Annotated in this window: 24 protein-coding genes; 5 read left to right on the top strand and 19 right to left on the bottom strand. The window is 46.5% G+C overall.

Translation table 11 applies throughout. The annotated features are described in order from the left end of the window. Position 1: 1 nt before the first annotated feature. The 18 genes from VFDL14_RS08400 to VFDL14_RS08480 form a co-directional block, all read right to left on the bottom strand. Positions 2–604: a phage tail protein gene (locus VFDL14_RS08400; protein ID WP_050487441.1), complete on the bottom strand. Its 603-nt coding sequence runs from the start codon at positions 602–604 to the stop codon at positions 2–4. Further along, positions 591–1,778, bottom strand: a complete 1,188-nt coding sequence (locus tag VFDL14_RS08405; RefSeq protein WP_032551944.1) for a baseplate J/gp47 family protein — start codon at positions 1,776–1,778, stop codon at positions 591–593. The genes VFDL14_RS08400 and VFDL14_RS08405 overlap by 14 nt, the downstream gene beginning before the upstream one ends. Continuing rightward, positions 1,771–2,118 carry a DUF2590 family protein gene (locus VFDL14_RS08410; protein ID WP_032551943.1) on the bottom strand — a complete coding sequence of 116 codons (348 nt, stop codon included), beginning with the start codon at positions 2,116–2,118 and terminating at the stop codon, positions 1,771–1,773. The genes VFDL14_RS08405 and VFDL14_RS08410 overlap by 8 nt, the downstream gene beginning before the upstream one ends. Further along, complete coding sequence (locus VFDL14_RS08415; RefSeq protein ID WP_032551942.1) at positions 2,118–4,100, bottom strand: phage tail tape measure protein; 1,983 nt, start codon at positions 4,098–4,100, stop codon at positions 2,118–2,120. Before VFDL14_RS08415 ends, VFDL14_RS08410 begins: the two co-directional genes overlap by 1 nt. 40 nt (positions 4,101–4,140) lie before the next feature. Continuing rightward, entirely contained in the window at positions 4,141–4,284 is a 144-nt protein-coding gene (locus tag VFDL14_RS24720) for a DUF6890 family protein (protein ID WP_167332346.1), read from the bottom strand. A 41-nt stretch (positions 4,285–4,325) separates the two neighbouring features. Further along, on the bottom strand, positions 4,326–4,589 hold the full coding sequence (locus VFDL14_RS08420; protein WP_032551941.1) for a putative phage tail assembly chaperone: 264 nt from the start codon (positions 4,587–4,589) through the stop codon (positions 4,326–4,328). Continuing rightward, positions 4,586–4,873, bottom strand: a complete 288-nt coding sequence (locus tag VFDL14_RS08425) for a hypothetical protein (RefSeq protein WP_010437019.1) — start codon at positions 4,871–4,873, stop codon at positions 4,586–4,588. Before VFDL14_RS08425 ends, VFDL14_RS08420 begins: the two co-directional genes overlap by 4 nt. 2 nt (positions 4,874–4,875) lie before the next feature. Next, complete coding sequence (locus VFDL14_RS08430; protein WP_010437017.1) at positions 4,876–5,106, bottom strand: hypothetical protein; 231 nt, start codon at positions 5,104–5,106, stop codon at positions 4,876–4,878. After that, entirely contained in the window at positions 5,106–5,615 is a 510-nt protein-coding gene (locus tag VFDL14_RS08435) for a hypothetical protein (RefSeq protein ID WP_032551940.1), read from the bottom strand. Before VFDL14_RS08435 ends, VFDL14_RS08430 begins: the two co-directional genes overlap by 1 nt. Beyond that, positions 5,612–5,830, bottom strand: a complete 219-nt coding sequence (locus VFDL14_RS08440; RefSeq protein WP_010437011.1) for a TraR/DksA C4-type zinc finger protein — start codon at positions 5,828–5,830, stop codon at positions 5,612–5,614. Before VFDL14_RS08440 ends, VFDL14_RS08435 begins: the two co-directional genes overlap by 4 nt. A gap of 12 nt (positions 5,831–5,842) precedes the next feature. Next, positions 5,843–6,298, bottom strand: a complete 456-nt coding sequence (locus tag VFDL14_RS08445; RefSeq protein ID WP_010437010.1) for a phage protein — start codon at positions 6,296–6,298, stop codon at positions 5,843–5,845. Between the two features lie 3 nt (positions 6,299–6,301). After that, positions 6,302–7,423: a DUF2586 domain-containing protein gene (locus VFDL14_RS08450; protein ID WP_032551939.1), complete on the bottom strand. Its 1,122-nt coding sequence runs from the start codon at positions 7,421–7,423 to the stop codon at positions 6,302–6,304. 15 nt (positions 7,424–7,438) lie between these two features. Continuing rightward, a complete protein-coding gene (locus tag VFDL14_RS08455; protein ID WP_032551938.1) occupies positions 7,439–8,095 on the bottom strand; it encodes a virion morphogenesis protein in 657 nt (218 codons plus the stop codon). After that, complete coding sequence (locus tag VFDL14_RS08460; RefSeq protein ID WP_032551937.1) at positions 8,079–8,573, bottom strand: phage tail protein; 495 nt, start codon at positions 8,571–8,573, stop codon at positions 8,079–8,081. The genes VFDL14_RS08455 and VFDL14_RS08460 overlap by 17 nt, the downstream gene beginning before the upstream one ends. Next, on the bottom strand, positions 8,570–8,989 hold the full coding sequence (locus VFDL14_RS08465) for a head completion/stabilization protein (protein ID WP_032551936.1): 420 nt from the start codon (positions 8,987–8,989) through the stop codon (positions 8,570–8,572). Before VFDL14_RS08465 ends, VFDL14_RS08460 begins: the two co-directional genes overlap by 4 nt. Positions 8,990–9,112: 123 nt before the next feature. Continuing rightward, on the bottom strand, positions 9,113–9,829 hold the full coding sequence (gene gpM, locus VFDL14_RS08470; RefSeq protein WP_032551935.1) for a phage terminase small subunit: 717 nt from the start codon (positions 9,827–9,829) through the stop codon (positions 9,113–9,115). An 11-nt stretch (positions 9,830–9,840) separates the two neighbouring features. Further along, positions 9,841–10,845 (bottom strand): phage major capsid protein, P2 family, encoded by a 1,005-nt coding sequence (locus VFDL14_RS08475; protein WP_029852564.1) that lies wholly within the window; start codon positions 10,843–10,845, stop codon positions 9,841–9,843. Continuing rightward, complete coding sequence (locus VFDL14_RS08480; protein ID WP_032551934.1) at positions 10,845–11,714, bottom strand: GPO family capsid scaffolding protein; 870 nt, start codon at positions 11,712–11,714, stop codon at positions 10,845–10,847. Before VFDL14_RS08480 ends, VFDL14_RS08475 begins: the two co-directional genes overlap by 1 nt. A gap of 176 nt (positions 11,715–11,890) precedes the next feature. On the opposite strand from VFDL14_RS08480, the gene VFDL14_RS08485 reads away from it, so the two are divergent. The 3 genes from VFDL14_RS08485 to VFDL14_RS25115 all read left to right on the top strand — a co-directional run bounded on the left by VFDL14_RS08485 (position 11,891) and on the right by VFDL14_RS25115 (position 15,212). Continuing rightward, the gene (locus VFDL14_RS08485) at positions 11,891–13,669 is read left to right on the top strand and encodes a terminase large subunit domain-containing protein (protein ID WP_032551932.1); all 1,779 of its coding nucleotides are present in this window, start codon (positions 11,891–11,893) and stop codon (positions 13,667–13,669) included. Continuing rightward, a complete protein-coding gene (locus VFDL14_RS08490; RefSeq protein ID WP_032551931.1) occupies positions 13,666–14,694 on the top strand; it encodes a phage portal protein in 1,029 nt (342 codons plus the stop codon). The genes VFDL14_RS08485 and VFDL14_RS08490 overlap by 4 nt, the downstream gene beginning before the upstream one ends. Positions 14,695–14,759: 65 nt before the next feature. Continuing rightward, the gene (locus tag VFDL14_RS25115) at positions 14,760–15,212 is read left to right on the top strand and encodes an ogr/Delta-like zinc finger family protein (RefSeq protein WP_084181883.1); all 453 of its coding nucleotides are present in this window, start codon (positions 14,760–14,762) and stop codon (positions 15,210–15,212) included. Here VFDL14_RS25115 and VFDL14_RS24715 read toward each other — a convergent pair. Beyond that, a complete protein-coding gene (locus tag VFDL14_RS24715) occupies positions 15,154–15,378 on the bottom strand; it encodes a hypothetical protein (protein ID WP_032551930.1) in 225 nt (74 codons plus the stop codon). The two genes, VFDL14_RS25115 and VFDL14_RS24715, sit on opposite strands and share 59 nt — an antisense overlap. A gap of 236 nt (positions 15,379–15,614) precedes the next feature. Here VFDL14_RS24715 and VFDL14_RS08495 point away from each other — a divergent pair, with 236 nt between their 5' ends. Then, positions 15,615–15,947 (top strand): helix-turn-helix domain-containing protein, encoded by a 333-nt coding sequence (locus VFDL14_RS08495; protein WP_032551929.1) that lies wholly within the window; start codon positions 15,615–15,617, stop codon positions 15,945–15,947. 331 nt (positions 15,948–16,278) lie between these two features. After that, positions 16,279–16,455, top strand: coding sequence for a hypothetical protein (locus VFDL14_RS24560; RefSeq protein ID WP_157939091.1), 177 nt, complete (start codon positions 16,279–16,281; stop codon positions 16,453–16,455). Positions 16,456–16,461 lie beyond the last annotated feature (6 nt).

Raw genomic sequence — 16,461 nt, 5'->3', positions numbered from 1 at the left:
CTTAGCCTTTCGCAGTGGCTTGGTAATATTCACAATCGACATTGAACATGTTCGGTAACATGCCAACGTTTATCCGTGTCTTAACGTGTGACGTTGAGTATTGCGCCTCGATGTTCTTACTTCGCGCAGCCAACGGCATTTCGACATAACTGGTGTATTGGTAACGACGACAAGTACGCCCATACTGGCGAACCACCGTGTCTAATAATTTCGGTACCTTGGTTAAGTCACCATCTCGAATCTTCAGGCTGATCACATCCCAATCGACGTTCACTAACCTTTCATCTTGGGTAATGTGCGGATAGCCGAGTTTTTCAAACATCTCCTCCCATCCGGACACTGAGCCAGCATCACGAGAAAACCCATAAGCATGAGCCACACGAATTCGAAACAGGTATTCGGGCTCTTGGCCTAGCTTTTCCACTCCACGCTGCCAAGCCAGAATGTTGACCAAAGCAATTGGGGCGGTCAGTGGGTCATGTTGTTGCAACGGCATTTCAAATGCAGCTTTCACATGTTCCCAATAGTTGCGTAGCGCTCGGGCGAACTTGGCGAGTTCGCCTCTACCCATCCAGTAACGCAGGTTTATCTCAGGTATTTTCAATGGATACCTCCAACGTCTGAATGCGTGGCACCGTTAGGTTGTTAATGATGTCGGCGTTATCGAATTCGAGTGATTCAATCTGTGCAAACTGGCCGTGTAGCTCTTGGCCTAATTTGGAGAAGCTAAATCGCAACACTGGATTAGTAACTGTTGGCGAATAATCGGTGTTCTCGCGGAATGCCGCGCCAATGAACTTTTCAACAGCCGCTTTTAACTGGGTGCGCTCATCCATCGTGAGTGAGCGAAGCGGCCACACATGGCAAACAATATCGGCTTGCGTTTCTGGCATCGCCATCACCTGTAGATCATCACCATGGCCGTGTTGCCCTTGGTTGCGAATATAGGTGTTTAAGTCGGTGAGCATTTCCGGTGATGGTTCACCCGTATCAAGCAGAATGTAAGCGTTCGCGGTACCAGGCCCACGTGGAGCGTTATGCTCGAAATACACGTTATCTTCGTTAATGCCTGCGCGACTGGTCAGCAATGAACGATAAGCCGCATCAATGTGCCATTTAGCAACCGCGCTCCACTGGTTGCGAATACGTAAGCGAAGCTCATCGTTGCTTTCTTTGTCGGCACCTGCAGCGGTTAGCCATTCGGCTGGGTTCGTCGCTGCTGCAATACCTGGTATCGCAGTAGGCAAAATATGGTAGTAACCTTCACCAAGGTTGTAGGCAGCACCTTCACTTTCCGCGTCAACATCGACCATTACCATGGTTTCATTTTCTGGCAATGTGGTATCAGCTAGCACACGAACGCGGTAGATATTGCCGTTAATGGGTTCGGTCTGAATCCACGTATCTTTTGGAATGACTAACGCTGGCCCTTTCGCTGCTGCACGTTGGAAGGCGATCAAACCTTTGGCTTTAGTTGCTTCTTTACGAGTGAGTTTGCACTGCCATGCAAGCAGGTCTAGCCATTGGTCTACAGCGGTTGCAACAAACATGTTCGGTAGAACGTAGCCCACCAATAATGTATTGATGAGCCACAAGGTCACTTGTACCACTGCCGATTCAATCAAGCGCCAGAACGGTGAGAAAAGCGAGTCGTTAGAGATAATGCACTCTTCCTTTTCCATTTCCTCTTTCAGCACTTTTTTCCAACTGGCTGCATCGGTAGGGATACCGGATTGCTTTACCAGTTCGGCGTAATCTGGCTTAGGAATATCAGACATTGGTTGTCTCCGAAGTTTTTATATCAAGAGTTACATCGCCAAAGTCTGCAGTCGTGGCGAAAACATAAATCGTGCCTTCTGTCGGTTCTTCTAATCTCACAGTACCCGGCACTAGGCGAACATCTTCTTCAACCAACAATTCCAACTTGGTGCGAATATCCGCTTTCTTTGATGGGCTGCGCTCTGCAATGAGATCAACCGCTAAATTGCTTTCAATGATGGCGTGTTTAATGTCTTGGGCGATCACTGCTCGGTCTTGAATCAATACAGGGTTTCGGCCTGCATCGAGTACCACGTCACCGTTTTCAATTAGGATGTCTTGATAGATATAATCCGCCATTAGCCTGCCGCAAATTCAAGTTCTGTATGCATGTCCTGTGGATTGTTCATCTGCTGAACATACATATTAATTTCGCCGTAACTAGTTGAACTGTTTTGGTAACTAGCAATATTCTTGGCCGCGCCACCTGGTTGAACTTGTGCGTAAGGTGTCGCGCTTTGGACTGACTTAGATTTCACCGGTGCCGTTTCATCATCACTGCCGAAACCTGGTAGCCAATCAACGAGCCCTTTCAAGTTTTCCCAAATACCCGCTAACTGATCAGTGAACCAGCTAAATACGCTTCCAAAGATGTTGCGCATCGAGTCGGCCATTTGCCCAATGAAAGCAAATCCACTGGTATCGGTGAAGCCACTCACCACCCATTGCCAACCGGCAGATAGGAATTGGAATAACTTACTGAACACACCTATAACGAGAGATACACCTGACACGATTGCGGTAAGAACATAGGAAACAAATTGGATTCCTCCGGTGATCAAGTTAGAGAACACTCCAATTCCGACCTCTGCTAAAACTTTTATCACTTCAAAAAGCGCAACGCCTACCCACTTAAATAATGGAAATAGAGGTTCAATTGCTTGATATAAAAAGCCAAAGGAACCTCGCAGCATTGCAATTCCATTTTCCAACGCCTTAAACATCGCGGTGTCTCCGAACGCAGCCTTTACTTTGTCCCAATAAACGATCAACCCCACAACAGCACCAATAGCTAAACCAATTCCCGTAACTATCAGCGTGATTGGGCTCATTAAGATACTTAACGCTCCCGCAACTACAGTAAGTAGGCCACCTGCTGCAACCAACCCCAACATGGCAACAGCGGCATATCCCACATATTTCGTGATGTTGGGAAAAAGCTCAGTCCATCGAATAATTTCCATCGCGCCATCGGCTAGGTTTGAAACCACTGGTAATAGAGCAGGCAGCAACGCTGCACCAAAAGCCGTCCGCACTGCAAACACGCCTTGTTCGAGTCGTTCCCACTGGTCGGTCATGGTGTGCGCCATGTCTCTCGCTTCTTTCAGCCCCGATACGTCTTGCAATTGCTTGATTGACTTATTTAGTCCATCAGTTTCATTCATCATATTCATAATGAAATTAACTGCTTGCTGACCTCCAAATGCTTCTTTTAGCTCAGCCTGTTCTGAAAGTTCGAGTGTGTCCCCATACAGAGTTTTCAGTTGCCCCATGATGTCTATTACAGACTTCATGCTTCCATCTTGATTTTGAAAGGCAACTTTATGACCAAGCTTGCCCTGAGCTTTAGCTACACCTTGAAGGAAAGAAGAGTATTGTGTACCAGCCCTAGAACCCGACTGAGTTATAGCTTGCAACGTACCCAACACTGCAAACTGCTCTTCCATCGCAATATTGTTTTTCGTACCGATGCTCTGAAAGTTCTGAAAGGCTGCAGCCATTTCCTTACCTTCCGTATTGAACATTTTCACAACAGTTGCTGTTTGACCTGCGAGTTTTTGCGCCCATGCGACATTACCCATTTGCACAGCATCATCGTTAAAGATTTTGTGCATCTGCCCCATGTAACCTGTGATGGTCTCAGTATCTGCTTTTGTTGCAGCTGCCAGAACGCCAGAAATATGGGTAAGCTCTGAAAGTTCATTGCCTTTCAGAGACGAAATCGCTGATTGAATTTTGTAACTTGAATCCACAAACTCAGTGGCCGACTTGCCATATTCGACGGAAAACTTCATCGCTGTTTGAGCTAGGGTTTGCAGCTGATCATCAGCAACACCAAGTGATTTAACTTCACCTAGCTTTCGGTCCATTTCAATGGCTGGCATCAAGGCTTGTTGTAATGCGAAGCCAGCACCCACCATGCCTGCCGCACCCGCCATCATGGTATGAGTACCTTGACGATAGGTGTTGGTGACATCGGTCATTTGTCGTTGAATATTGCCCAGAGGTTTTGAAATCTGGTCAATGAGTCCAACTTGAAATCTGAGTGCTTCTGGTAACATCAACAATTCTCTACTTACTTTGCGAACTGAGGCTTAGTGGTTAACCGCCAAAGGCTTTGGCTACACCGCTAGCGGTGACGGCTTGCATGTTTTCCCAATGGTTCTTCTCTAACCAAATCGCATAAGCTAGGTTCTGATCAGTATCCGGTTCATTAGGTAGCCACTTTCGCCGCCACGCATACATTTTTTGCCTGTCGCTACTATCAATGGCAGCGACAAGCCCATCTATTTTTTTACCGAGATGGAAAGCTTAGGCGTGTACTCCTTTAGAAGTGCGCCATAAATCTGCGTTGCAGCACCCGCGTTCTGCTTAGTAATTTTTCGCAAGGCTTCTTTTGAACCTTCGCTAACACAGCTCATCAAGAAGTTGTGTGCAGCACTGCTGATATCACCTTGCATGGTGGTATTCTGTGCTTCATCGTACTCGGCTGGCGTTGGTTTGAATTCAAGTTCGTCTTCACCAACGTTTAAAATGATTGTTTGTGTCATGCTGCTTCTCGCTCTGTTTTATCTAACTTTGCATCTAGACGGTCGAACCGTCCGTTAATTGATTCTTTCAAGTCGTCTACGGCTTCCCGCAGTTCGTGTTTGGTGGCGTACTTTTCTGCTACATCACCGCGTTGTCGCTCTATTGCCAGTTCACAATCATGGATACGGCGGTCATGGTCTCGGGCTGTGGTTTGCCCTTTATCCGTTCTGCCAAATACCAGATTGATAATGGTGATGACCAACGCAATAATCGCCACTCCCACCGATAACCATGATGAGTCCATCGCTATTCCTTCTGTGGGATTTCCTTCAAGCGTTTGCCCTGAAGTGCTGCAATGATGTCGTCAACTGTTTCTTGAAGAACATCATTTGTGCTTAAGCCTTTTAGTGTTTCCAAGCCCCACACCACCAAGCGAGTCGCAAAGCGTTCAAGAATGATTTTCCAACCGATTTGAAAGAACAGGCCTTTCAAAACTTCGAGTAAGGTTTTGCCGATAATTCCAGTTAAAAAGCTCATTAATCTTCTCCAACCATGGATTTGTATGCGTTGAGGTAATCCGCTTCAGTAGCCTTACCTACGTGAGTGTTCCAATACTTTTTGGCGTATCGCGCAAGCCCTTCCAAATCATCCGCTTCGGGCAGAGCTTCTGGGAACCGAATCAAGTTCAACCGTGCAGTAGCAACCGCAAACTGAGGGGAAATCACCATATAATCCGCATCGCTTTCACAAATAGGATCAGCACCAACAGGCCCAAACATAGATAAAGCATCCAGCAAGTGAGGGCGCGATTTGCCTAACCACTCAATCAACCATCGGAATGTCGCTGGCTCCATCTGGGTAAAACCAAGAGCAGGACCACGAACCTGTTTTGAATAGGTCAACTTTCCAGACTCATGAGCCACAATCATCAAAATCAGATTGATAGCGGCTTGCGTGTTCATTTTTCCGTGTCCGCCTGTTGCCATATCTAAATGGTCAAGAACAGGCTTAATCACATGCTCAACAAAGAGCTTTCCTAGTTTCATCGCGTCATTCTCTCCATGTCGCTTTGGCACTGGGTGCAATATTGGCACCCTGGTACTTTTTGGCGGCGTTCTTCGGGTATTGGGTCGCCACATTCGCCGCATTCCTGTGCGCTTTCCCGTTGTTCAATTCGCTTAGCCCTTGCCAGTTGGTTGGCAAGCGCCACTTCTGTGAATTGGGTTTCAAGGCCACTGGCATGGTCGATAACATCAGACATCACGCCCCCTTCTTACTGCACCAAGTCTTCGGTTTCATCTGAGCGCAAGTATGGAACACCGTTAATATTCACAAAATCTGGGCTTGTTACTTCAAACGGCAGTTTGTGAACCAGTGCGCTACCACCGTTAGAATCCACATCGAGCAAATCAGAAATTTTGATTCGACAACCAAAGGCTTCTACTTTCAGCTCATCTTTATCAATCTTGCCGTAGAACAGAGCGTCAAAGGCAGGCAGACCACGCCAAGAACCGGCTTGTTTTGCGGCTTTGCTCAACTGGTTAAACTGCTGCGTTGTGAGCTCCATTTCACCACTTGCTTCTACATCACCATCGACATAACCATCTGGCACACCAGAGGTTTTATTCACGGCGGAATTGTCGGTAATAGATAAGGTGACTTTTTGCGCTTTCAACTTGTAGTCGCCCATTGAAAAGTGCATGTTCTTGCCAGAAATACGCATGCTCATTGGTTATGCCTCCGAATCTGCAGGGTTAGAGAGATCAAGCCCAATGTTGACCACAATGTGTTTCGGGCAGTTATGAGGGCGAACCATTAAGCCAATGTTTACTTTGGTTTTAGTCATCCACTGAATTGACACATCTTCATCGCGTGGTGGCATGATTTCACCAGGGAACGGAATGCCGCCAATCTCAGTGGTCTTCGACATGTCGCGCATGTCTTTACTGAAGTAAGTGCGGTTGAGCTCGATACTTGGTGGTGTTGAATTAAGAATGCGGTCAGCAATACGACGAATCGCTTTAATTCGAACGCGGCGATTCAGTTTGTGAACGGGGCGAACATATTCAAGGTATTGATAGTCTCCGCCTTTCGCTTCCAGCGTGGTGGCATCTGTCCAGTAAACGCCTTCCATATCGGCGTACCACTGGGGCAGTGAATAACGCGCATCGGCTAGCGCTGAAATAGTGCTCATTTCAAGTGGTTTACCTGCGCTATCCACTGGCATTTCACCAAGACCTAATAGACTTCCCGTTGCGACTCGCATTGGGCTATCGGCTACGGTGACAGCGCGATCACATAAGCGACCACCAAGCACACCGACATTATTGCCGTTAAGCATTGGCACTGGCGTGACCATATTTGCTGCCACATCTTTCACTAGGGCTAGCATGGCTGTTTCATAGTCCGACCACGTTTGGGTATCTGCATCAATACCAGCACACGCAGCAAGGAAGAACACCCAACGACCAAGTTTGCTCGTTAGCTCTGTTGCTTTGTCTTGCACCGTTGTGAACTCGGCTTTGTCGGCCACAACGTCAACAATACAAATACCTTCGAAAGAGTCGGTAAGATTGGCAGTATCTACAGCGTCTTCCCAAGAGTCACCATCTGCCAAACCGAAGATGGCACCCGTCCAGTTTTGTTTACCATTGAGCTGCGCAGCTTTGACGTTTGCGCCTAGCGCATCATCAGCGACCACTTCATCAAGGTTGGTCATGTTGTTTACACGGGTAACTTTGCCTTGCAGTTCGGCTTTATCCGTTCGCCCGATGTAGAGCAGGTGGCGTTCAATCTCTGGAATCCCGCCTTGCCCTAAATTGAGGTTGTTTACCTCTACCTTTCCGGTTGCCATTGGTTATTTCCTCGCTTATGTTCGCGTCTTGGCCTGCTCAAAGATCTTTATGAGTTGGCGGGTTACTTCGCGTTCGTTACTGCCTAATATCTGGCGTTCTGCTAATGGGATATCCCAAGCGGTGACATTGGGCTGATTGCTCAGCTCCCGGATAATTTGCCCTGCTTGCCCATGGGTAACGGTTTCCATCAATAGACGAAGGCTTGGCTTTTTCCGTCCTTTGCCGCTTTTTCTCGGTACCGTGTAACCCAGTTCCCTTAGCTTTCGCGCTTGCCCTTTCGAGCAAGGCGCGGAATAGTCTGGTGTTCCCCATCGCTTTTGCATTTGGCGCTTGGTCATTTTTTGCTTTTGACCAACGTGATGCCTGGCTGCAATTCTTGCGGTGAGCTTGTTGCTCCAAGTTAGGTCGAGCATGTTGGCGTTTCGTACATAAGGGGTTAACCCTTTCGCCATACGGCGCATCACTTTGCCGCGCTTCTTCCCTTTTTTGGGCTGTAATGCTTGCCCGTGAATATCTTTCTGTTGCTGAATGCGTTTGCGTGTATTGGCTTTTTCCCAGCGACCAAGGGTTTTCAGTATCCAAACTCGCTTTTTGGGTGGTAGTGCTAACATGGCAAGCTTTTCTTGCATGTTGAGCACATCCCTTTTATTCGCACTAATCGTCGGTTTCATTCACCAACTCCGCTTCTTCTGCGGTGTAAATCTCTACGGCTTGAACTCGGTATTTAATTCCGCGCCAGGTAATCATTCCGGCTTCTGAATCTGGTACCAACTCGATAGGCTCCATCAGCTCAAGCTCTATGCTCACATCAGCAACTTCATTACTGATCACATCCACCGATAGCGTTGGGTCTTCTAGTTCCTGTTCGTTTCGGTCTTCTTCATGGTCACTTAACCAACAGGCAACCAGAGCTAACAAACAACGTGGATCTAATAACTGGTGAGGAAACTCCTCAACCGACACCACCGCGTTGTATTTCCAATAACAGGCGATATAGCCATCGTTTCCACGGTCTTCCCCGCTTGGCACTATCGAGCCGTTCTCTTGCCAAGCATCAATTTTGTTATCAAGCACATTGCTGTTTAGGTGGCTAACGATGTAATCCGTTAAGTGCTCCAGCTTAGTTTTGTTGTAAGCTGTTTCGCTCATATCGAAGCAATCCCATTTGCACTACGACCAAGTAACAAGCGCACGTCTTGATTGCTTTGGGTGACAAAACGTGACTCTTGTTCTGGTTCATCTGTCGCTACGCTCTCACCTTCTTTGCGGCGGTCTTGCGTGGCGAACTCTGGCAATAGGTCAGCATGAGCCAAACCATAAACCGCGCGTTTATATGCAGCTGTTTTGGCTGAGCTTAACTGTGGCGGAATATCGTCAACCAACAGGCTTGCAAGTCGTTGTTGGATATTCAGAGCCGCAATACTCACAGCTGCGGCCATAGAATCGTTGTCAAAGGTGTGAGGAATACGGCGCAATTGGCGGAATTCATCGGTTGATAAATCCGGCCAACCTTCACCAGATATGGCGGTATTGGCTGCACTGTTAACTTTTCCACCAAAGCTCATCACGATTCCCTTGTTTTTCAACGTAAGTAAATAAGTGCACCTCTAGCCACTGGGTCGACGGTATCGAGTTAGCTTATTGGCTTCTCTTACCTCACCAGCCGAGGCGCGGTGGCGTAGGAGTCTTTAAAGATTCTTGCCGTCTTTAATGGCACGAATTCGTTGTTCAATTTTCTTGATTTGGGTACCCACACCCACTTTGCTGTGCTTATCGTGGGCGTGTTGAAGCAGAGCCAAAGCCTTTTCCAACGTTTCCAAGTTGCCGATTGCTGTCGCTTGCGGTTGGCCTTCTTCATTTCGAATCAGGTATAAGCCTGCAAACTTGAACCACTTGGCGTGAACCTTTTCGTGTAAACGCCAATCTTTTTCGATCTTCTCAAACACATTGGAGAAGTAAGGTTCAATAGAGTTACCACGTTCAGACTCGCTTTCGGCCCAAGCCAGTACTTCATCAGCACAGAATGTCGGCCAGTCACGGCGGAAGTTCTCTGGCGTTGGCAAGTCACGTTCGATTGCCTTTATGCACCACTCAATTGCGGTATCCAGCTCTTTAATATCAAATAGCCAGATCACCATATTGGTGAAGATTGGGTTTTCGAACTGCTCACCACTTTCTAAGTAGGCTTGAACATACGGCTTGTATTTCGGTACCAAGATATTGCGCTTATGCTCTACACGATCAGCAATCGCATTGAAGGAACGCAAATACTTGCGGTCTTCTTCAAACTCAATCAGTTTGATGTGCAGGCTGTCGGTGTCTACACCAGAAACGGTTTCTGGCGCAGACTGGTTAGCTTGCATTTCAAGTAATTGCTTCCGCTGTTTTGCTAATGGGCTAACCATTTTTCACTCCATTAAACTGCAGGTTCTACAACGGTGACCGATTCAATTGCAGCGAACTTTTTAAGGTTGCCCACTGCGTAGCCTTCCATGCGAATATGGTTAGCCTCGAAGCGCAATTCGTCATCGTTGTTTTTCTGGCGACGCTGTTGAGTATTGGCTTGCGTAAGAACTTGAAGGTTCTTAGTGTTCGTAACCCAAAGCTGATCAGCAGGGAAGAACGGCGGTGTATATGCCTTTTTACCCGCAATGGTTTTAGCTAGCGCTTGAGCAGCTTTATGCTCTGTTGGCGAATTTGCCGCATCAAGTAAGCGGTGCTGTTCGGCTGCTACTAAATCCGAACCGACCAGCACAACAAGATCAGGGTCTTGGCGGTGTTCTGGCGCAATGGTTGTGTTGATAAGGTCTTGTGCCAACGAGTCTAGGTTCTTGTATGAGTCAGCCGCTGCACCTGTTGGGTCCAGTTTTGCAGATGCTAATACTTGGCTAGCTTTCTTCTCTTTAACAATGGTTAACCAACCTTTGTTAACGTCTTGACCTAGCGGGTTAGCATCTGGGTCTGTTGGTGTGGCAATAGAGGTACCGTTAAAACCGACACGCAGAATATCTAAAGCGAAGATGCGTGAAATCGCATTTAGCATTAGTTTAAGCCACTCGCCTTTCTTGCCAGAGTTAGCCCATTGCGTCATTGTTTCCCACAGAATGTGAGCACCAGAATCTGTTTTTGTCAGTTCGTACGTATTACCACTTTGACCCATTTCACGGCTAAAGCGACCTGATGACGTACGACCAGTGGAAAGACCATCGTTACCAACATCAACTACTTGGCCTTTAATTTGTTGAACTGGCAACAACGAGATCATGCCAAGGAATTCATGCGATTCTAGAATCGCTTGGCGCAATGCCGTTTCCATTGGTGGTGTGATATTGAAAGTACCGTAAGGGACTTCTAGCCCAGCAGCTTTGGCTACTGAAAGGCTAAATTCGGCCAGATACTTAGTTGAAACAGCATTTAGCATTAAAATACCCCTTGCATTGTGTCACTTGCACCCGAGTCACCTGGCTCTTGGCCTGGTACTTCTTGCGAAAGTTCGTTGAATTTCGTTTCTAAGCCAGTCACTTTTTCAACAAGCGGTTTAAGCTTTTCGTCTAGCGTTGCAGAGAATTGCTCTACTGTTGCACCTTCCGGTTTTACTTCCGGCGCTGGCTTTGGTTCTGGTTTTTGCAAGCCAAACTCTTCTACGAGTTCGCCTTTAAGTGCGCCAAATTTCTTATCAAATAGCGCTTCTAGTTGCTCTGGAGTCACGTCAATGTCCTCTGGTTCAGGCTCTACAGGTTTAATTGCTGGCAGTTCCCCACCAGTTTGGAAATGCTTTGCCAAGTCCGAGAAAAACTTAGATATGGGATTTGTCGTGAAGCACTCTGACACGTCTAATTCCTCAAGGTCGCTACACTCAATCTTGGTGACTTCACCTTGCTTACGTGAGAACTCAAGGCGGTCTGTTCCTGTAGATGCTGGGGAGTCAGTCACAGCTAGGCCCATTAGGTAACAGCGCCCTTCGCCCTTGTAATCTGGATTCGGTTCAATAGATGTGAATAGCTTCTGGCCGTCTTGGTTAGCATCTAGCAAATATTGGTTAGGCGTAATCTTGGCGAACAAACGCAGCTTGCCGTCTTTCTTCTCAGCTTTGAGCTCTTCGACAACACCCCAGTTCTTACCTTCAAACACGTTCCAATGAGAACGAGCATGCTCAGGCCAAATCATTGCTGTGTATTCAGAAGTTGAATACAACGATGCCATGTCTTTAATCCATGCTGCTGTAATCTGGCGACCGTCTACGGTTGCGCCTTCTGTAGCAACAATTTTCCAATCACTGGTTTTACTCATGCTTGTTGTTTGCCTAATTAAATTACGTCAAATGAATCTTATGTACGGCAAACAATACGCCTTTGAATGAGTGGTTTCAGCCACTTCAATTCCTATAAATTCGGATTTTGGCTAAATCCGAATTCATCCGAATTTCACTTAGCCATTTGAGCGTTTTCGGGGCGTATGATGCAGCTATGGCATATTCAGACGAAATAAAAGAGGCCGCGAAAAAGCTTTATTTACGCGGATTACCTCCAAAGGAAATAGCGGCGCAACTTAACCTAAATAGTGACCGCATCATTTATACCTGGGCGGAGAAATTCGGCTGGGCTTTGTTGTTGAACGAACTTTCTGTAGAGGAAATGATTAACCGCCGTTTGGCCGTGTTAATTGATAAAGACGAGAAAAGCGATCAGCAGCTTAAAGAGATGGATAAACTCATAGACCATCACGTTAAGCTGCTAAAAGCGAATGCCGATGCAAAAGCCAAAGCGGAACGCATGCTTTCGCAAGGCAGCTCGAAGGCTAATGATACTGAACCAGCCAACCAAGGCCGTGGTGGTAACAGCAATCGCAAAAAGAGCCGAAAGAAAAACAGCATTGAGCACCTAGCCGAAGAAGACTTTAAACGCTGGCATGAATCGCTGTTCGAATATCAGCATGTCATGCGTAACAATATTAAGCAGCGTATTCGCAACATCCTTAAATCACGCCAAATCGGTGCGACTTACTATTTCAGCGGTGAAGCGTTAGAAGATGCAATTCTAACGGGCGATAACCAAATATTCCTTTCTGCTTCTCGCGCTCAAGCGGAAGTTTTCCGCAGCTACATTATTGCCATTGGCAAAGAGTTCTTAGACATCGAGTTAACCGGCAACCCGATCATTCTTTCTAACGGCGCAGAACTACGTTTCCTATCAACCAATAGCAAAACAGCCCAGAGCTACCACGGCCATGTTTATGTTGATGAATATTTCTGGATACCTAAGTTTGATGAGCTGAACAAACTTGCTTCAGCAATGGCTACGCATAAGAAGTGGCGTAAAACCTACTTTTCTACACCGTCTTCAAAAATGCACCAGGCTTACCCATTTTGGACGGGCGACCAATGGCGAAAAGGCAAAGAGTCTCGCGCCAAGATTGAATTCCCAACTTTTGAAGAATATCGCGATGGTGGCCGACTCTGCGACGATAAGCAGTGGCGTTATGTTGTCACCATTGAAGATGCCGCTAATGGTGGTTGTGACCTATTCGACATTGACGAACTTCGAGAAGAATACAGCCAAGACGACTTCAACAACCTGTTTATGTGTGTGTTTGTTGATGGTTCGCTTTCTGTCTTCAAGTTCTCTGACCTTGAAAAAGGCATGGTAGACGCGGCCCACTGGCAGGACTTCAAACCAAACAATAAACAACCCTTTGCCCGTAGAGAGGTTTGGTTAGGTTATGACCCATCCCGAACCCGAGACAATGCCTGCTTGGTGGTTGTGGCACCGCCTGCCGTAGCGGGTGAAAAATTCCGTGTATTGGAAAAGCACTATTGGAAAGGACTCAACTTCCAGTATCACGTTTCAGAAATCGAAAAAGTATTTCAACGTTACAAAGTCACTTACATTGGCGTCGATACCACGGGCATTGGTGGCGGTGTTTGGGACTTAATTTCTAAGAAATACCCGCGTGAGTCTCACGCTATTCACTACAGCAACGAAAACAAAAACCGCCTTGTGATGAAGATGATCGACATAGTAGAAGCCAAACGACTTCAATTTGATGCCGAACACAAAGACATTGCTATGGCATTCATGGCGATTAAGCGAGTACCAACCGCCAGCGGCAACGCCATGACATTCAAAGCGGAGCGCAGCCAAACCACAGGCCACGCCGATGCATTTTGGGCAATTTCTCACGCCATTATTAATGAGCCGTTAGACCACTCAACACCAACTAAATCAACTTGGGCAACTGCAGCATGACCGAGCAAACAGAAACTTTAGTCAAACAAGAAGAACAAGCACCCGAGTCGGTCTACCACATCGACTCCGCACCCGAAGCTATCGACTCTAATAGTTGGATGACTTCCTACTCAGATTTGTTTTACAACGATTCCGATAACTATTGGGAACCGCCAATTTCGCGCACTGGATTAGCCGACATTGCCAGAGCCAACGCCTATCATGGCTCTTTGTTGATTGCCCGGGCCAACTATGTGGTTGGTCGATTCCAACAAGGTGGCTCAACTCGCCGCAGGCATATTCAAGCTTTTTGCCGCGACTACTTCACCTTTGGTGATGGCGCTTTCTTAAAAATCCGTGATGGCTTTAAACGTGTAGTACGTTTGCACCCGTTACCTGGCATGTATTTACGTAGGCGCAAAAACGGCAACATTGTCATTCTTGAACGAGACAACCAACAGCGAGAATACCGCAAAGAAGATGTGATCTTCTTACCTCAGTACGACCCGCAGCAACAAGTTTATGGGTTACCCGATTACTTGGGCAGTATTCAGAGCAGCTTGCTAAATAAAGACGCCACTCTATTTCGTCGCCGTTACTACAAGAACGGGGCTCACATGGGCTTTATCTTCTACGCTTCTGACCCGAACCTAAGTGAAGAAGACGAAAAGAAGATGAAGGAAACCATTGCCAGCTCCAAGGGCGTGGGTAATTTCCGCAGTATGTTTGTGAACATTCCAAACGGCAAAGAGAAAGGGATTCAGCTAATCCCCGTGGGCGACATTGCCACTAAGGACGAATTTGAGCGAATTAAGAATATTACCGCCCAAGATATTCTAGTGGGCCATCGCTTCCCAGTAGGTAAAGCAGGGATCATCCCTCAAGGTACCACCAGTTTAGGCGACCCAATTAAGATTGGCAGTGAATACGCCAAAGATGAAATCATTCCAGTTTGTGAACTGATTATGGATGAAGTAAACAGCGACCCAGAAATCCCCAAACGGCTCCATTTAAAGTTTGATACCGATACGGGAACAACTGCATAAAACTGTACAAAAACACAGGCATTGACGTAATATTGTTCTGTCAGTCAGTTAAGTTAGGTCAATGTATGCGAGTTTATTGCAAATGTGGTGAACGCGCGATTGTAAGTAGAAGCATCGCTAAAGATGCCAATTGCGCAGATTTGTCTTGTTCCTGTTCTAACCCAGAGTGTGGGCACACCTTCGTCAGTGCTATCGGGTATAGACACTCTTTAAAACCGTCAAAGCTTCATATGGGAATTGGCGCGGCTAGCAACCCTTCTATATTTGGTAGCCGTGTTTTTTGTGGTTGTGGAGAACGGGCGGTAATCAAGAAAACTAACCGCCTATCCAACGATTGTGCAGACCTTTATTGCGAATGTAAAAATCCAGCATGTGAACATCAATTTGTTATGTCGTTATATTTTAGCCACACGCTGAGCCCATCATCAAAAACGACCAACGATTTGGCAGATTGCCTAATCAAGGTTTTATCTCCTGACAAGCGCGACCACTTGAAGCAACAACTTGCCTTGTTTTAGCACTTAACTCTTCCACAGGGGCAGCAATTAGCTGCCCTTTTTTATGTCCGAGGATCAGCGACAACAAAAACAGTCCGACTTCGTTGGCTTGATCGCAGTCGCAGCATGTATCGTCTGCGAGCGCACACAAAACCAACTCCTCTGCTTTTTGATGTAGTTCAGACATTTAGCCTCCTAACTGACGATTTACTGTATATTAATACAGTAGTTTTATGGTAACAAATTTATTTATTGAATTTCTCGCCTATACTGATAAGACGATTTATCTATCTAGCCGCAGCGAACTCTAATTACTCTAATGCTGTAGCGTTGTGATCCGCATCAAGGCTCATAACTCACTAACCATGGTTGGCACATCCATCTACCGAATCCGCCATATTTGGCGAGTGATAACGGAGCCTTATGCCAACTAACAATCGATACACCGACCCTATCATGTTGTTTTTCATACAAGAGCGACTACGACAACGGAAAACCCAAAAGGTACTGGCTCGTTTATCTGGCATCGAGTACCGCATGTTGCAACGTTTGGAACAAGGCGAACGACCTATAGATATTCGCCAAATGCGGTTACTATGCGCGGCGCTCAAAATACCTTTCTCTCATGTTGCATTGCACGAAGCGGTTACAGAATCTCGCCGTGAATTAATTCATTCGCTTCCGGTCAGCATTCGCAATGAACTGCTAGACCTCATCCATTCGATTCACCAGGAGCTGGAAAAGAAACGAGCTTGATACCTACGTTATGATGAGTTGCTAAACGCGCAACCCCTAAAAATGTAGATTGCACGAAAAAAATTGAGTTGGGTATGTCGGGGTTGCGACATTGCCAACAATTGGAAGGTATGTTAGCGCCAGTGGTTCTGGGCAAGCCTCCATCAAAGACAAGTATTGAATAAAGTACTTAAATCATGCCTCTACAAGGCTCGATGAATGCTATTGAGGAACCAAACGCAAAGGCCACCATTGACGTATATTGATGTATATTGATGGATATCTAGAGGTTTTCTGATAATATACAGGTTGTTGATACGTGATTTCGTAACAACTTATCCGAGAGGAAGTTATGAGTAAAAGACACCTATCAGCCGCTATGAAAGCAGCTGAAATAATGAGATATGGTCGAAAAGAGACAGAAACGATCTACATTCAAACTCCAATCCGTCGTCGTAAGCGTTCGGTAGGTGAGATTCGTGCAATGATGATGCAAGCATCTATCAATCGCTCCAAAGATTTAGCTTGATTACGG

It is taken from the genome of Vibrio fortis, assembly GCF_000695685.1.
GTDB lineage: Bacteria > Pseudomonadota > Gammaproteobacteria > Enterobacterales > Vibrionaceae > Vibrio > Vibrio fortis_A.
The sequence above is the reverse complement of the archived record's forward strand: the minus strand, read 5'-3'. Positions and strand labels throughout refer to the sequence as shown.

Coding starts and splice junctions, on each gene's coding strand:
- VFDL14_RS24720 (WP_167332346.1), bottom strand. CDS start 4,284: ATGTATGCGTGGCGGCGAAAGTGGCTACCTAATGAACCGGATACTGAT.
- VFDL14_RS08415 (WP_032551942.1), bottom strand. CDS start 4,100: ATGTTACCAGAAGCACTCAGATTTCAAGTTGGACTCATTGACCAGATT.
- VFDL14_RS08435 (WP_032551940.1), bottom strand. CDS start 5,615: ATGAAACTAGGAAAGCTCTTTGTTGAGCATGTGATTAAGCCTGTTCTT.
- VFDL14_RS08455 (WP_032551938.1), bottom strand. CDS start 8,095: ATGAAACCGACGATTAGTGCGAATAAAAGGGATGTGCTCAACATGCAA.
- VFDL14_RS08405 (WP_032551944.1), bottom strand. CDS start 1,778: ATGTCTGATATTCCTAAGCCAGATTACGCCGAACTGGTAAAGCAATCC.
- VFDL14_RS08465 (WP_032551936.1), bottom strand. CDS start 8,989: ATGAGCTTTGGTGGAAAAGTTAACAGTGCAGCCAATACCGCCATATCT.
- VFDL14_RS08420 (WP_032551941.1), bottom strand. CDS start 4,589: ATGACACAAACAATCATTTTAAACGTTGGTGAAGACGAACTTGAATTC.
- VFDL14_RS25115 (WP_084181883.1), top strand. CDS start 14,760: ATGCGAGTTTATTGCAAATGTGGTGAACGCGCGATTGTAAGTAGAAGC.
- VFDL14_RS08475 (WP_029852564.1), bottom strand. CDS start 10,845: ATGCTAAATGCTGTTTCAACTAAGTATCTGGCCGAATTTAGCCTTTCA.
- VFDL14_RS24715 (WP_032551930.1), bottom strand. CDS start 15,378: ATGTCTGAACTACATCAAAAAGCAGAGGAGTTGGTTTTGTGTGCGCTC.
- gpM (WP_032551935.1), bottom strand. CDS start 9,829: ATGGTTAGCCCATTAGCAAAACAGCGGAAGCAATTACTTGAAATGCAA.
- VFDL14_RS08490 (WP_032551931.1), top strand. CDS start 13,666: ATGACCGAGCAAACAGAAACTTTAGTCAAACAAGAAGAACAAGCACCC.
- VFDL14_RS08445 (WP_010437010.1), bottom strand. CDS start 6,298: ATGAGCATGCGTATTTCTGGCAAGAACATGCACTTTTCAATGGGCGAC.
- VFDL14_RS08495 (WP_032551929.1), top strand. CDS start 15,615: ATGCCAACTAACAATCGATACACCGACCCTATCATGTTGTTTTTCATA.
- VFDL14_RS08430 (WP_010437017.1), bottom strand. CDS start 5,106: ATGAGCTTTTTAACTGGAATTATCGGCAAAACCTTACTCGAAGTTTTG.
- VFDL14_RS08460 (WP_032551937.1), bottom strand. CDS start 8,573: ATGAGCGAAACAGCTTACAACAAAACTAAGCTGGAGCACTTAACGGAT.
- VFDL14_RS08485 (WP_032551932.1), top strand. CDS start 11,891: ATGGCATATTCAGACGAAATAAAAGAGGCCGCGAAAAAGCTTTATTTA.
- VFDL14_RS08450 (WP_032551939.1), bottom strand. CDS start 7,423: ATGGCAACCGGAAAGGTAGAGGTAAACAACCTCAATTTAGGGCAAGGC.
- VFDL14_RS08480 (WP_032551934.1), bottom strand. CDS start 11,714: ATGAGTAAAACCAGTGATTGGAAAATTGTTGCTACAGAAGGCGCAACC.
- VFDL14_RS08410 (WP_032551943.1), bottom strand. CDS start 2,118: ATGGCGGATTATATCTATCAAGACATCCTAATTGAAAACGGTGACGTG.
- VFDL14_RS08425 (WP_010437019.1), bottom strand. CDS start 4,873: ATGGACTCATCATGGTTATCGGTGGGAGTGGCGATTATTGCGTTGGTC.
- VFDL14_RS08440 (WP_010437011.1), bottom strand. CDS start 5,830: ATGTCTGATGTTATCGACCATGCCAGTGGCCTTGAAACCCAATTCACA.
- VFDL14_RS24560 (WP_157939091.1), top strand. CDS start 16,279: ATGAGTAAAAGACACCTATCAGCCGCTATGAAAGCAGCTGAAATAATG.